Source organism: Roseofilum reptotaenium CS-1145 (genome assembly GCF_028330985.1).
Taxonomy (GTDB): domain Bacteria; phylum Cyanobacteriota; class Cyanobacteriia; order Cyanobacteriales; family Desertifilaceae; genus Roseofilum; species Roseofilum reptotaenium.
This window is the reverse complement of the sequence record NZ_JAQMUE010000004.1, coordinates 25,063-39,806: the sequence shown is the minus strand read 5'-3', so window position 1 is coordinate 39,806 and position 14,744 is coordinate 25,063. Positions and strand designations below refer to the sequence as shown.

Here is a 14,744-nt window from a genome sequence, read left to right as displayed (position 1 = left end):
AATTCAGTTGATCTTAGAAGACAAAATAAGAATCCCCCTATAGACGTTCAGAAGTTTTGTTGTTTTTAAAAATCCATCGAGTGCTAAATTTATGACTTCTAATCGAGTTATCCTCTGTGTCGATGATAACCCCATTATTTTAGATAGCTTAAAGCGACAACTGAAAGCATGGTTGACATACGGTTATTTTATTGAGCAAGCTGAAAGCGGAATGGAAGCTCTAGAAATTGCTGAAGATTGTTTGTTGGATCAAATGGATATTGCTTTAATTATTTCCGATCATATGATGCCGGAAATGTCGGGCGATGAGTTATTAATTAGAATCCATGATTTATCTCCAAAAACATTGAAAATCTTATTAACAGGTCAAGCCAGTGCTGATGTTGTGGGACGAGTGGTTAATTATGCTAAGTTATATCGATATATTGCCAAACCTTGGGATGAGGAAGATCTGAAGTTGACGGTCATTGAGGCATTACGCAGTTATGACCAAGATCAAAAATTAGCCCAGCAAAATCAAACCTTACAACTGATCAATACAGAACTCAGGGAACTGAATCAGGACTTGGAGAAAAAAGTTTATCAAAGAACACAAGAATTGGAACTGGCAAAACAAGCCGCAGAATTAGCAAATCGGGCTAAAAGTGAGTTTTTAGCTAATATGAGTCATGAGCTGAGATCCCCTTTGAATGTAATTTTGGGCTTTTGCCAATTAATGGGTCGTTCTCCTATTTTACCAGCGGAACATCAAGAGAATGTTCGGATTATGAATCGGAGCGGTCAACATTTATTAACTTTGATTAATAATGTTTTGGATTTGTCTAAAATCGAATCGGGAAGAGTCACTCTAGACGAAGGCTGTTTTGATTTTAGGAGTCTAATTCATGATCTAGAGGATATGTTTAAGCTCAAAGCAGAGCAAAAAAATATAGAATTAATTTTTGTTATTGGTCGAGAAGTTCCAAACTACATTTGTGCAGACCAAGTCAAATTGCGTCAGGTTTTGATTAATTTACTCAATAATGGAATTAAATTCACTCAAAAAGGGCAAGTTTTCCTTCGTGTTTTAGCCATCGAAAATGAAGAATTGAGTGCCTCAAAAAAAGTGGCTCTGCAAGTGGAAGTAGAAGATACTGGCCCTGGAATAGCTCCAGAAGATCGGCAAAAGCTATTTGAGGCATTTGTGCAAAGTGAAACGGGAAAAGTGTCTCAAGAAGGAACGGGTTTAGGCTTGACGATTGCCCAAAATTTTGTTCGGTTAATGAACGGTACAATCACCCTTAAAAGTCAAGTGGGTTATGGGAGTAAATTTCAGTTTACGATTGAAGTCTGTACGGTTGATGCAAATGAAGTCGTCCCGAGCAGTGGCAGTCGTCGAGTAGTGGGTTTAGCACCAGAACAGTCTGTGTACCGAATTTTGATTGTGGACGATCAGTGGGAAAATCGGCAACTTTTGTTACAAATTTTAGAACCGATCGGTTTTGAAGTAAAAATGGCAGAAAATGGACGAGAGGCGATCGCCATTTGGGAAAGTTGGAAACCTCACTTAATTTGGATGGACATCCGGATGCCAGTGATGAATGGAGATCAAGTAACTGAGCATATTAGAGCGAATACACCAGCAACCGATCAATCCCCTATCATTATTGCCTTAACTGCAAGTATTTTAGAGGACGAACTCGATCGGGTAGTCAGGGTAGGGTGTAATGATTGTGTACGGAAACCCTTTACAGAAACTCTAATCTTTGAAAAGATTGCCCAATATCTAGATGTACGTTATATTTATGATTATCATTTAGAACAGCCAAGGGAAAAATTAATCACTACTTCTCTATCCCCATTTATTCTCACAGCCCATAGCCTCAAGGTTATGCCCAATCAGTGGCTAAAGACATTATATCAGGCAGCAGATGCCATTGATGATGATCGGCTTTTACAGTTGATTGAGCAAATTCCTGAGCAGCATTTTGCTTTAGCTAACGCCCTAACTGATTTAGTAAAAACCTTTCGCTGCGATCAAATCCTAAGTTTGATTGAAGAGAGCGATATTGATATTCTTGATTAAGATGAGGAGCTAGTTTGTAAAAACTGTGGATACTTACAAAGGGAATATTTTAATTGTTGACGATCAACTGGAAAATCTCCAGGTATTATCTAAAACTTTATCTGAGGCTGGATATAAAGTTAAGGGAGCTGTGAAAGGAGAAATGGCTCTCAGAGCTTCGCGAGCGGGAAATCTGGATTTAATCCTTTTAGATATTAAATTACCGGATATGAATGGTTATGAAATTTGTCAGGAGCTAAAAAAAGACGAACAGACTCAGAATATTCCCATTGTCTTCCTCAGTGCGTTAGATGAAGTTTTAGATAAAGTCAGGGCGTTCCAAGTTGGAGGGGTAGATTATATTACTAAGCCGTTTCAGGTGGAAGAGGTTTTAGCCCGCATTGAACACCAATTAACGATTCGACGATTGCAAAACCAGCTAGAAGCGCAAAACAAAACTCTGCAACAGGAAATTCAAGAACGTAAGAAAGCTGAAGAAGAGGCCGCAGCAGCGTCTAAGGCGAAAAGTCAATTTTTAGCGAATATGAGCCATGAACTCAGAACGCCTTTAAACTCTATTTTAGGGTTTACTCAAGTGATGCTTCGGGATTACCAAACTAATGATGAACAGCGAGAATATTTAGAAATTATTAATCGAAGCGGCGAACATTTATTAGATTTAATTGATGATATCCTTGATTTATCAAAAATTGAAGCGGGAATTATTCATTTAAATGAAAAAGACTTGGATATCTACTATTTATTAGATGGCTTAGAGGATTTGTTTGAAATCAAAGCAGAATCTAAAAATATCCATCTAGAATTTAATGTTGACCCCCAAGTGCCACAATACATCAAATCAGATGAACAAAAGCTTCGGAGTTGCTTGATTAATTTGATCGGCAATGCCATTAAATTCACAGAACTCGGTCAGGTGAAACTAAGTGTAACGCTACAACAGAACAGGGGTCATCATGGGAATATTGAATTCAAAGTGAGTGATACAGGCCCAGGGATAATACAGGAAGAACAACAGGATTTATTTAAGGCTTTTGTCCAAACGTCAACCGGGATAAGTTCTGCTCAAGGAACTGGTTTGGGTTTGTCGATTACTGATAAATTTGTCCGTTTAATGGGAGGAGAAATTTCCGTTAGCAGTGAAGTAGGAAAAGGAACAGTATTTGTGTTTGATATTCCCCTGAAATTAGGCCATCAATCTTTACCTAATTTCAGGGAAAGGGATACTCGCCAAGTCGTAGAGTTAACTCCCGATCAAAAGATGTACCGTGTTTTAGTTGTTGATGATACCCCAGAAAATCGCAAGCTGCTGGTTAAGTTACTTTCCCCTGTGGGTTTTGAAGTGATTGAAGGGACGAATGGTCAAGAAGCGATCGCTCTTTGGGAGAGTTGTAAACCTGACTTGATTTTCATGGATACTCGGATGCCTGTAGTCGATGGCTTAGAAGCGACTCGTATTATTCGGGAGCAAGAACAGCAGCAGGGTCTAAAATCAACAGTGATTATTGCCTTAACTGCTAGCGCTTTTGAAGAAAGGCGTACAGAAATTATACAGGCTGGTTCCGATAATTTTATTTGTAAACCCTTTAAAAGTCAGGTGATTTTTAATAGTTTATCTCGTTATTTAGAGGCTTCTTACATTTATGAAGCGATGCCAAAATCTAGAAGGAAGCTTAAAAAACATCGGTTACGCAGCGATCGCTTCTGGGGAGAACAGTTTACTCAAATGTCACCAACCTGGGTACAGACTCTCTATTCTACTGCAAGAGAAGTGAATGAAGAAAAAGTTGAATTTTTGATCAAATCAATTGCCCCGACTCACCCAGCCCTATCTGAAGCCCTGACTGCTTTATTTGATAACTTTCGCTTAGATATTATTATGCAAGTAACCCACGATTATTTGCAGCGATCGCCCTAACCTAGTGACGATCCATAATGCCTCGTCTCGGAAGTGGTGACGAAAGAATAATAGAAGTCGAAGTTTGTCCAAACTCACTCAGTTGATTGATTATCTCCTCTAAGTGTCCCATTGAAGAGACCGTCACTTCCATAAAGAAAGAGAAGTTACCCGTGACATGGTGACACGATCGCACTTCTGGCAACGTTTCAATCAAGGTTAAGATCTGCGGATACTTCTGAGGAGTCGTGGTGAGGGCAATAATAGCAGCAATAGCATAGCCCACTTTTTCCGGGTTGACCTGGGCTTGATATCCCGTAATGATACCCGCTTCTTCCATTCGTTTTACCCGTTCGGCGATCGCTGGAGCAGACAACCCCACCTTTCTCCCTAGCTCCGCCAATGATATTCTTGCCTCCTCTTGCAAGATCTCCAGAATCCGCCATCCTGTTCGATCGAGCAGCTTTTCAGAATCAAAAGTCATTAGTCTATTTTACCTCATAATTCTCCAAAAATTTCTTCATTTTCCTTCAAATTCCTATTCAATTATGCTTTATACTTAGCTATTCTAAAACAGAGTAGGAGAAACCCATTCCCTATTCCCCATTCCCTATTTCCTAGCACTATAATTCCCCATGGAACTTTCAGTCATTCTCAAAGGATTAATCATCGGTTTATCCATAGCCGCACCCGTTGGCCCCATTGGCATTTTATGCATCCGTCGCACCTTAAGCCAAGGCAGAATCGCCGGATTAGTCTCCGGTTTAGGCGCAGCCACTGCCGATGGTTTCTACGGCTGTATTGCCGGATTTGGATTAACTTTCATCTCCAATCTTTTCATCGAACATCAAATCACATTACGCCTCATTGGTGGATTTTTTCTCTGTTATTTAGGCATCCAAACCTTTCGCTCATCTCCCAGTAAAGAAGAAGCTAAAATTGACGGCAAAAACCTATGGCGGGCCTATATTTCCACCCTCTTTCTAACCTTAACCAATCCCTTAACTATTCTCTCCTTTGCTGCTATCTTTGCCGGATTCGGAGCTGGAAATACTAACGGACACTATGGGTTAGCTCTTATCCTCGTCCTAAGTGTATTTTCTGGGTCAGCCCTATGGTGGTTCGTCCTCGTTACCGGCATTGGCTTCATGAACAATAAAATTACCCCTCATCGCTTGCGCTGGATTAACCGTATTTCTGGAGTCATTTTATCCGGATTTGGCTTAATTGCTCTCTGGAGTATCAGATTCTCATCAGGGGGATAATTTCGCCTTTTTCAACCGATTTTTCTCATACCATTCAGCAATTTCAGGCATCCAACTTTGGAAATGGGGAAAAATATGTTCGCAGAGTTTTTGGCATTCGAGTTGAGCATCTAGCTTATATCTTAAGTCTAACAAATGCATCAGCGATCGCCCATTCAAAGAAACTACAAAATGCTGACGCACATCAAACGGAATAATCCCCCGTGCGTGTTCTTCCGATATGCCGCTCTCCACCATCTGCTGATATCGTTTTGCCGCTTGCAAACACCACTCTAAATCCGATTGTCGCTGTTCTTCGGTATAAGTATAATGCTTACCTTGACGATTGCTATATTCCCCCACCGGCCGCAGGTAAAACACCTCTTCAATCGGTCTTAAACCTTCAGCCGCTTGTATAATTCTCGCACCGGTATAGCGGTTAGAGTTATGAACCACGAGACCATTAGCCACAAAGTTATGCCAGTTTCCCGCGACTTCTAAATCATAGGTCATTTGCTCGCCTAAATACTCCACTTTGACAATTTTGACGGGATGAGCTTTAAGTTTATAGCGCTTCGCGCTAGGGAATAGGGTTGTGGTACATGGTTTTGAGGATGCAACACTATATTTCATAACAGCACTTTGCGCTGTATTCCCTGAAGAATTCGTTTGATAATTCGTAGAAAAACCGGCGGTAATTTTCTCTTCCATCCCAGCTTTTTCCCGATACAAGCGATTGCCAGTGACCGGGATTCCATTACACATCACCGCAGCGTCTTTAGTCATGTTAATCACATGACCATCCTTTCCAGTCACTAATCCCACTGCTTCACCCATAGTTTGCCAACCTCCTGAAGTGAATAGACGATGATTGATGGTACAATCGAGTGTTTTTCCAGTTTCTAAAGTTATCCGATAAACCGGTTGAATCCCTTGACAGATAACTTGTTCAATATGTCCAACTTCAAACAAACCAGTGTCCTCGTTTAAGACTCGTAACCGCATCTTCTGGAGTCTCTTTTTACAATCACGGCGATATTCTCCAGGGGGTTCACCTTTTCGACCCCTAATTTGTCTTGAACGAATTGCTTTTTCACCATTGTGCCAGAGGTCATATAATTCTCCGATGGTTTTTCTCAGCTTTTTGCTGCTTTCACCATTACAATTGACAAAGGTGACTTCCGTATTGGCAGCTAGACATTGTACATCGAACGAAATTCCTACCCGATGAGTCCGTACCTGTTGCATAACACTGTGGGGAAAATAACCACAGTTTAAAATGATTTGAGGATGCTCTAAGGGGCCATAATGTCCGCGACCGCCTGATAATAAATGTTTGACAATCAGTTTCCCGGCTTTCAATTCGTTTGGCCACTTTTCTCGCTCATCGTAGACTAGATTTTCACTATAATCTTGATGCATCGCCGCATAGATGACTTGCTGGGGATTGGGGGTTTTAGCAATGACTTCAACTCTAAATTTATCCATGATTGAAAAGGTTAGATTAAGCCCTTTTTTCTTTGATATTGCAACTCATCAATCCTTGATAGGCAAGGGGATGGTGCCCCTTGTTAAGGGCAGCTTCATAAAGAAAAGGTACAGGCCAGATTGAATCCTAAAAAATGACGACCCTAGAATATCATAGTTTCTAACTGTTTAACCTCGTTTCCAGGAGAGCCACCAATTAAGAATTGTTTTCGACCAATAAGATTGATGGAATTGCTGAATTTGCCAGCGATCGCCCACTCTTGTCAGCAGTTGTGATACACTGCCGAATACCCCCGGGCTATCTTGGAGCGCTTGCAACTTCAGTCGATGACGAATAGCTAGACTCAGGGGTTGGATCAACTCTTCTGCTCTGGTTCCCAACACTGTAGCGCCTAGAATTGTGCCATCCGGTTGTATCATCACTTTAATAAACCCGGTAATCTCCCCAGATAAAACTGCCGCTGGATTGGTCTTTAAATCTTCTTGAATCACCTGCACCTTATCTCCATATCGCCCCCTTGCGCTGGCTTCGGTTAATCCCACTCTAGCTAAAGTGGGCTGGCTGTAGACCGTATAGGGTAACTGTTGATAATCAATCGTAAAGAATGGTAAAAATAAGGCGTTTTTAGTGGCGATTTTTGCCTCATATAGGCTAAGATGAAGTAATGAATATCCACCCAAACTGTCCCCACAAGCATAAATTTTGGGATTTGTAGTTTGTAGTTTGTTGTTCACTCTTAAACCCCGATCGCCCCATTCCACGCCGAGAAACTCCAACGTTGGAGCAGGAAATGGCAAAGCAGGAGGAGTAACTAATAACACGTTATCGACGGCGATCGCCCGATTTCCCACTTGCAACCAAGTTTGTCCCTCAATCGGTCGTGCTTGAGTCACCTGGGTTTCCAGTAAAATCTCCACACCCAACGCCTTCAGTTGAGCTTGAATCAGGTTAGACGCTTCCGGTTCTTCCTGGGGCAAAATACAGGAATTTTCGGTAATCAGCGTTACTTGAGACCCCAACTCTTGAAAGACTTGCGCCCACTCAATCCCACGGGGATCTGATCCAATAATAGCCAAAGACGAAGGAGGTGACTTCAAGCTCGCTAGTTGCTTTGGGGTTAGATAACCCGTACTCGCTAACCCCTCAATCTCAACCCTGGGCTGGGTTTCCGGAGCCAGCAAATAGGCAGAAGAGAGCAAACGACGGTTGCTTAAGGCGATCGCAATTTGTCCCTGTTTTTCCTGAAACTCCGCCCATTCCTGCACTAAATCAATTCCCAACTGCTCTAGAGCTGGCGGAGAGTCCATCAGTGCTAAGGTCTCCACTCCAGTTTGTACCCATTGACACAACCCTTGATAGGATAGATTCTCAGCATCCCTCATCAGATCGAGCCGATTTTGCCCCTGTCGCAACGGTAGGGGCAACGTTAAACCATCCTCGAAACCATAGCTAAGAGAAGTCTCTGGTGGCACAATCAGGGCAACCCTAGCCTTTCGTTGCGCCGCCATAACCGCCGCATAGGTTCCCGCTGGAGAACCCCCCCAAACAATCAGATCGTAGTCAACAGACACAATAAGCAGTTATACGAGAGTGGACACAAGCAACAAAGTTAACTCTTGAGCGTCTATATTTCCTGACTAATCTACCCCATCCATTGACAAGCAACCTTGCCAAACTTCTACAATAGAGCCATCCTCAATCCGAACTGTCCCGAACTTCAATTCCCTTGTGGGAAAAAGAACGTGACCCGGGGAATTGACGGATTTAGCAGAAGTAGACAGAAGAGGGAACTTATAGATAACATCTTTAGAGCCTATTGTATTCTAGCGGTACACTAAAACAACGTCTTCACGATCAAGAGGCACTTGCCTCTCCCTTGCTTCAACTTCGTCCTAACCTATGACTCGTGTGAATAAACCCAACTCTGACCAGAATACCAACCCGACTCCCGAAAATCCTTGGATTGAAGGACTCAAAACCATTGGACTGGCAGCCCTTCTTGCCATTGGGATTCGTCATTTTGTCGCCGAAGCCCGTTATATTCCCTCCGGGTCAATGCTACCCACCTTACAGTATGAACCCACCCACGATCGCCTCATTATTGATAAACTCGGCTATCGGTTTGGCGATCCTAAACGGGGGGATATCATTGTGTTTTCTCCCACAGACAAGATGAAGGAAAAGGACCCCAATTTCAAAGATGCCTTAATTAAGCGAGTCGTTGGTTTACCGGGCGATAAAATTGAGATTGTAAATGGGCAAGTTTATATTAACGATCAACCCTTAGATGAAAATTATGTAGCTTCCGAGATTAATCCCTCCGCCCAGATCAACGATACATCCGATCATCAATTTACAACTGTAGATGTTTGTCCTCCCGATCAACGATTTTTGGATCAACCCCAAATTGTGCCTCAAAATTCCTATGTGGTTTTAGGTGATAATCGCAATAGCAGTTATGATAGTCGCTGCTGGGGGGCAGTACCGCGCAAAAATATTATTGGTCGTGCCGTGCTTCGCTTTTGGCCATTGGGACGTTTTGGAACCTTGGATGGAGTCCCCATTTATCCAGAGGAAGAGAGTTAATTCATCTCTTGCTTTGTAGGGTGAAAAATTTTTATCTCTACCCATATTATATAGCAAAGGAAGTAAGGAAAGGGAGAGTGAAGAAATTCCCTATTCCCTATTCCCTAGCGCGAAGCGGTCTAACTCTACACAGATAAATAGGTATAGCGGTTGAGACTTTCCTTGTAGCTATTGAGTAACCGTTGCGATTCGGCAATAGAAATCGTTCCTTCTTCTAGAGCTAATTCCGTTTGCTGGCGAATACTTTCAATTAAGTCTTCAATATCATATTCTACATAACTCAAAACATCCGCCATCGTATCTCCTTTTACGACCTGTTTAACCTGATAACCTTTAGGCGTTAAGGCAATGTGAACCGCATTGGTATCGCCAAACAAATTATGCAAATTCCCCATAATTTCCTGATATGAACCGCCTAAAAATAAGCCCAGATAATAGGGATCTCCGGGGTTTAGGGGATGCAAATCCAACAAAGATTTTACATCGCGTAGATCGATAAATCGAGTGATTTTACCATCACTATCGCAGGTAAGATCAGCTAAAGTTCCTTGACAAGTGGGCTGTTCATTTAAGCGATGAAGAGGCATAATCGGGAATAATTGATCGATCGCCCAGCTATCCGGCGCTGATTGAAACACCGATAAATTGACATAGTAGATCGAAGCCATACTCATCTGGAGACCTTCGAGATCGTCTGGTACATAGGGTTCGTGGCGAATGATGTCCAAGATCTTCTCACAACAGGCCCAATAGAGCTGTTCGGCTTTCGCCCGTTGGCTTAAACTCAAATAGCCAAAATTAAACAAACTAATGGCTTCTTCCTTAAACTGAATCGCATCATGGTAGCATTCCTGATAATTATTGACCTGAATAAATTGGTATGTTTCCCACAAATTGCGGATGATCAAATGATCGCTACTTTCCACCTCGAAAGTCTTCTGTGTCAGCACTTCACTGGTCCCTAAGACATCAAAAATGAGTACGGACTGATGGGAGGCGATCGCCCTTCCACTTTCGCTCACCAATACAGGAGCTTTCACTTTGGCTTGTTCGCAGGCTTCTTTGACCTCAGCGACAATATCATTGGCATAATTCTGCATATTGTAATTTTTCGAGGCATAGAAGTTGGTTTTTGAGCCATCATAATCGACCCCTAAACCGCCCCCCACATCCAAATAGCGCATATCTGCACCACTTTTAGCCAACTGTACATAAATTTGGCTCGCTTCCCGGATGGCATCTTTAATCACACTAATCGAGGAAATTTGAGAGCCAACATGGAAATGCAACAGTTGCAGAGACGATAAGAGATTGGCCTCTTGTAGGCGTTCCATCACATGGACAATTTCGGGAATGGTTAAGCCAAATTTTGCTCCATCTCCCGTGGATGTAGCCCAACGACCTTCCCCTTTAGCGCTCAGTTTCGCTCGCACTCCCACCACTGGAGTTACCCCTAATTCTTGGTGAGCTTTGATCGCTAACTCCACTTCTTCGAGTTGCTCTAAAACAATGATCGTTTGTTTGCCGAGTCTGCGGGCTAAGATGGCGGTTTCGACATATTCCTTATCCTTATATCCGTTGCAAATTAACAGGGAATTGGAGGTTTTCAGGAGAGCTAAGGCGATCAACAATTCGGGTTTTGATCCCGCTTCGAGACCAAACTGGAAGGGTTGGCCAAAATGAACCAAATCTTCTACCAGTTGCCGATGTTGGTTGCATTTGACGGGAAATACCCCTTGATAAATGCCAGGATAATTGTATCGGGTGATGGCTTGAGAAAAACAAGCATTCAGCCGTTCCAGGCGATCGGCCAGTATATCGGAAAAGCGAATGACGAAGGGAAGATGAATATCGCGCTGTTTGAGAGCTTCCACCAGCTCATAGAGATCTAAAGAACCCCCGCGATCGCCTTTCGGAGAAACCACCACATGACCGGCCGCATTAATGGAAAAATAGGGGTCTCCCCATCCATTAATGCGATAAAGTTCCTCAGAATCCTCAATTGTCCAAGCGGGTTGATTCGGTTCTGGGGTTTGTATTGGGGCGATCGCCTGTTCTGCCGTTGATATGACCTCAACACCCATAGTCTAGTCCTCTGAAGATTTAGCCAAGATAGTTCTTGTCGCATTCTAACGCTCACGCCCCATACCTTGGTCAGATTGCCCCTTTTCTATTCGTTTCGGTTTGGGTAGGAATAGGATAAAAAGCAAAATCGCCACTAGTAACCCCCCTCCGAGACTCAAACCCGCCGATTTTACAAAGGGATGCACAGTAGTAGCATGGGCATCCCACGGCATGAGGAAGGGGTTTTCTGGTGTAATGAGAGCGTAGCTGGTGGCGATCACACTGGCAGCGGCCATGCCTCCACCGACGAACCCAATTGTAATACTTAAAATGAGAGTAAATCCTGACCAAGCTCCGGGTTTGCGGAACTTGGATGTTGCTTTGAGCATAGCATGACGGAGGGCGGAGGCACGGTTTTCGCCCTGGGCCAGGTTTTGGGTATAACCCGCCCCTACGATTCAATTAAAAATGGGTTTGGGTTGGCGATCTCCCGATCTTTTACTTTGTATTGTAGAGATCGCCTGTTTCTCCAACCCTCTCCAAAATCTGACGATACAATGCTGGAGAGATTCTAAACTGCGAATGGTCAATCAAATCATCCATTAAAGGCTTTACCGCACTGAGCAACTTTTTCTGCTTCGCTTCCACTAACATACCCAATAGCCCAGTAATTTTCAGTCCCAGCCGATGGGCTTCTGCTCTACCAGAGCGCTCATCGATCAAGAGTAAATCTGCTTTTAATTCTAACGCAAGCGAGATCGCCTCAGATTCCCCCGGATCTAACCTCACCTCTTGCTGAAGGCGTACCACTTCCTCATCGTTGGTAACTTGCCTAACCTCTAACCAGGTGATCGTTTGCATGTCAACTGCTCCAGGAACCGGTGGCGCGATCGCGACCAGTTCGCGATATACTGCTTCGGGGATGATGAGGCGATCGTAGAGTTCCGGCAAAAGGTGCAGATGGGAAATTGCTGCCAAGCTCGTAATCACTGATGTATCGCTGATGATAATCACAATCGCCCTAAGTCTTGCAAATTCTGGATATCCAACTCAAAATCCTCCACATCATAGGAGTAAAGGGGAATACTTCGCTCCTGAAGAAGTTGGCGAAACTGGGGTGCAGACATACGAGCCAACTGACTGGCATACCCTAATGTCAAATGTCCCATTTCAAAGAAATGTAAAGCAATTTCGCGACAAAACTGATCCGGGGTAAGGTGTGAGGCTTGAAGGATGTCATCGGAAATCAGAATACTCATAGATTAATGAACAATGAACAATTAATAATGAACAATGGGTCTGGGTTGGCGATCTCCCAATCTTTTACTTTGTATTGTAGCGATCGCATGGGTGAGGGGGAAGAAACGGGGTTTCTGGCGATCTGTACCTCTTTATCCTAGATCCGGGTAGAAACCCGGTTTCTAGGTTTCTGGCGATCGCCTGTTCTCTTCCAACCACTCTGAAATTTCCGCTACTAACCATTCCTTTTCTCGGAAGGAAATAAAAGAGCCAAATTGATGCTTTTTCACCCCTTCAAATAGGGCACAATTTAGCAGAGGTCTACCCTTGACTTTAGTCTGAGTATCGTGGACACAAATTTGTTCTAAATCTGATGTTTTGCCTTGAATTGTACGATTAAGAAACCACACTTTCCATTGAAGCCAAAAATCATCTGAGTCTATTCTCATATAGGTTCTCACCCCTGAACTCCAGGATAAATAGAGAATAAAGCCCAAACCCACCAAAATATGCAGGATCGCAAAAGAAAAAATCAGGCTCAGTCCGTGTGCCAAAATACCAAGTAACATGGATCCATTCCAAAATAAAGCAAATATCCATATAAAACCATCTTCTGAACGAAAGCCTCTTGGGGGAATATTCATCACTAATAATCCAGAGGTTTTGTGTAGTGTGATATTACTTTTTTTGGGCTTTGGATATGTGTATACATCAGCGATATCTTTTCTGATATCTATATGAGACTGACTTTCGAGCGCCTTTAATGCCTCAGTTGCGGACTCAAAGCGATCCTCAAACATCGGTTCTAAAACACGATCGAGCCAATCCGCTAATGTCGATGAACTGTTCACCGAAGAGTGAAAATCAATTTTCATCCGTTTCTGAGGCAGGCGATCGGGAGAATGATGGGTAAGTAAATATAATACGGTTGCACCTAAACTATATAAATCGGAGGAAAAATAGGCTTTACCTGTTAACTGTTCCGGTGGCATATACCCAATTGTACCGACAAAGGTTTGACCACTAGAAATCGTCTGTCGATAAACCTCTTGCACTGCACCAAAGTCAACCAAGAAAACTTGACCATCCGGTTGATAAATAATATTCTGGGGTTTGATATCCCGATGGATAATAGGAGGCGTAAAGTTATGGAGATAGACCAGTATTTTTAGGATTTGCACGGTAATATCCCTGATTTCTTCTTCCGTGAAATGCTTCCCGTTTTGAATCACATCCTCTAAAGACGCTCCAGCAACTAATTCCCGAATTAAATAGAAGATGCGATCGTTTTGAGTATCGACATGAAAGAAATCGAGGTATTGGGGAAGTTGGGGATGATGCAAATGGGCAATCACCTTAGCTTCTCGTTCAAACAGTTCCAAAACCTTCCACTCTTGTGCTTGCTTTAACGATACTGCCTTGATTGCGACCCTTTGATGATTGCTCAAGTCTTCAGCCTCATAGGTGATTCCCATCCCTCCTTGACCTAAAGCGTCAATAATCCGATAGCGTTGGGCAATCAAATCATTGCATTGGTGTAGGGTCATATTGATGATTCTCCCGTTAATCCCTAATTAATCCATTATATTTTGGGTTTAATGAGATAATTGAAGCTGGCTCAACCTAAAAAGGAGATCGCTTTGGAACGTACTTTTCTAGCCATTAAACCCGATGGTGTACAACGGGGATTAGTGGGTAACATCATCAGTCGCTTGGAAAGCAAAGGCTTTACGTTAGTAGGCTTAAAGTTGATGAATGTCAGTCGGGAACTGGCCGAGCAGCATTATGCTGTGCATAAGGAACGGCCCTTTTTCAGTGGTTTAATCGAGTTTATTACGTCTGGGCCAGTAGTCGCCATGGTCTGGGAAGGGGACGGAGTTGTTGCATCAGCTCGGAAAATTATCGGTGCAACAAATCCCTTAAATGCAGAACCCGGAACCATTCGGGGCGATTTTGGGGTCGATGTTGGCCGAAATCTGATTCATGGTTCAGATGCGATCGAAACGGCTCAAAATGAAATTAACCTATGGTTTAAGGAAGAAGAATTGGCTTCTTGGGAGCCGAGCCTGATGTCCTGGATACGGGAATAGGCAATAGGCAATAGGCAATAGGCAATAGATAATAGGAAATGTCCTAATATCATTTCTATTTAATCTTGCCACG

Annotated in this window: 13 protein-coding genes; 5 read left to right on the top strand and 8 right to left on the bottom strand. The window is 43.0% G+C overall.

Annotated features, from left to right (window positions below):
- Positions 1-91: 91 nt before the first annotated feature.
- Both PN466_RS00515 and PN466_RS25815 read left to right on the top strand, forming a co-directional pair.
- Positions 92-2,065 carry a response regulator gene (locus PN466_RS00515; protein WP_271936077.1) on the top strand — a complete coding sequence of 658 codons (1,974 nt, stop codon included), beginning with the start codon at positions 92-94 and terminating at the stop codon, positions 2,063-2,065.
- Positions 2,066-2,090: 25 nt separating this feature from the next.
- Complete coding sequence (locus PN466_RS25815; RefSeq protein WP_271936076.1) at positions 2,091-3,980, top strand: response regulator; 1,890 nt, start codon at positions 2,091-2,093, stop codon at positions 3,978-3,980.
- 1 nt (position 3,981) lies between these two features.
- On the opposite strand, the gene PN466_RS00505 is transcribed toward PN466_RS25815, so the two are convergent.
- The gene (locus PN466_RS00505; RefSeq protein WP_271936075.1) at positions 3,982-4,443 is read right to left on the bottom strand and encodes an Lrp/AsnC family transcriptional regulator; all 462 of its coding nucleotides are present in this window, start codon (positions 4,441-4,443) and stop codon (positions 3,982-3,984) included.
- A gap of 151 nt (positions 4,444-4,594) precedes the next feature.
- On the opposite strand from PN466_RS00505, the gene PN466_RS00500 reads away from it, so the two are divergent.
- A complete protein-coding gene (locus PN466_RS00500) occupies positions 4,595-5,224 on the top strand; it encodes a LysE family translocator (protein WP_271936074.1) in 630 nt (209 codons plus the stop codon).
- On the opposite strand, the gene thyX is transcribed toward PN466_RS00500, so the two are convergent.
- Together thyX and PN466_RS00490 are read right to left on the bottom strand one after the other, a co-directional pair.
- A complete protein-coding gene (thyX, locus tag PN466_RS00495) occupies positions 5,213-6,691 on the bottom strand; it encodes an FAD-dependent thymidylate synthase (RefSeq protein WP_271936073.1) in 1,479 nt (492 codons plus the stop codon). The genes PN466_RS00500 and thyX overlap by 12 nt on opposite strands.
- A 168-nt stretch (positions 6,692-6,859) precedes the next feature.
- A complete protein-coding gene (locus tag PN466_RS00490; RefSeq protein ID WP_271936072.1) occupies positions 6,860-8,263 on the bottom strand; it encodes a dihydrolipoyl dehydrogenase family protein in 1,404 nt (467 codons plus the stop codon).
- A 328-nt stretch (positions 8,264-8,591) separates the two neighbouring features.
- Here PN466_RS00490 and lepB point away from each other — a divergent pair, with 328 nt between their 5' ends.
- The gene (gene lepB / locus PN466_RS00485) at positions 8,592-9,278 is read left to right on the top strand and encodes a signal peptidase I (protein ID WP_271936071.1); all 687 of its coding nucleotides are present in this window, start codon (positions 8,592-8,594) and stop codon (positions 9,276-9,278) included.
- A 125-nt stretch (positions 9,279-9,403) separates the two neighbouring features.
- On the opposite strand, the gene speA is transcribed toward lepB, so the two are convergent.
- The 5 genes from speA to PN466_RS00460 form a co-directional block, all read right to left on the bottom strand.
- A complete protein-coding gene (gene speA / locus PN466_RS00480) occupies positions 9,404-11,362 on the bottom strand; it encodes a biosynthetic arginine decarboxylase (RefSeq protein WP_271936069.1) in 1,959 nt (652 codons plus the stop codon).
- A gap of 45 nt (positions 11,363-11,407) precedes the next feature.
- Positions 11,408-11,731: a hypothetical protein gene (locus tag PN466_RS00475; protein ID WP_271936068.1), complete on the bottom strand. Its 324-nt coding sequence runs from the start codon at positions 11,729-11,731 to the stop codon at positions 11,408-11,410.
- Positions 11,732-11,840: 109 nt separating this feature from the next.
- Entirely contained in the window at positions 11,841-12,356 is a 516-nt protein-coding gene (locus PN466_RS00470) for a DUF3368 domain-containing protein (RefSeq protein ID WP_271936066.1), read from the bottom strand.
- Positions 12,353-12,601, bottom strand: coding sequence for a UPF0175 family protein (locus tag PN466_RS00465; RefSeq protein ID WP_271936065.1), 249 nt, complete (start codon positions 12,599-12,601; stop codon positions 12,353-12,355). The genes PN466_RS00470 and PN466_RS00465 overlap by 4 nt, the downstream gene beginning before the upstream one ends.
- Before the next feature lie 162 nt (positions 12,602-12,763).
- On the bottom strand, positions 12,764-14,128 hold the full coding sequence (locus PN466_RS00460) for a serine/threonine protein kinase (RefSeq protein ID WP_271936063.1): 1,365 nt from the start codon (positions 14,126-14,128) through the stop codon (positions 12,764-12,766).
- Positions 14,129-14,221: 93 nt separating this feature from the next.
- On the opposite strand from PN466_RS00460, the gene ndk reads away from it, so the two are divergent.
- Complete coding sequence (ndk, locus tag PN466_RS00455; protein WP_271936061.1) at positions 14,222-14,671, top strand: nucleoside-diphosphate kinase; 450 nt, start codon at positions 14,222-14,224, stop codon at positions 14,669-14,671.
- The last annotated feature ends 73 nt before the right edge of the window (positions 14,672-14,744 follow it).